1 pseudogene is annotated in these 266 nt (G+C 64.7%); it reads left to right on the forward strand.

Features of this window, described 5'->3' with window-relative positions:
• Window positions 1-266, forward strand: a pseudogene (locus tag SB725_RS31645) (MOSC domain-containing protein); the annotation flags it as partial.

Below are 266 nucleotides of genomic sequence, written 5' to 3' on the forward strand. Positions count from 1 at the left end.
GACGACGACCTGCGGGGGGTGACCCTCTGGCGTGACACCCTGCGGGTACCGGATGCCGGCGATGCGGCAGCGCTGTGGCTGTCGGCGCTGCTTGGCAAGGACGTGCGGCTCGTCTATTGCCCGGAACAGCGGGCGCGTTATCTGCCCAATGGTTATGGCCTCAACAGTGACCGTGCGGCGTTTCCGGATGGTTTTCCGCTGCTGTTGATCGGCCAGGGTTCGTTGGACGAATTGAACCGGCGCATTGGCCGGCCGATGGAGATGCT

This window comes from Pseudomonas sp. SIMBA_041, assembly GCF_046535095.1.
GTDB lineage: Bacteria > Pseudomonadota > Gammaproteobacteria > Pseudomonadales > Pseudomonadaceae > Aquipseudomonas > Aquipseudomonas mucoides.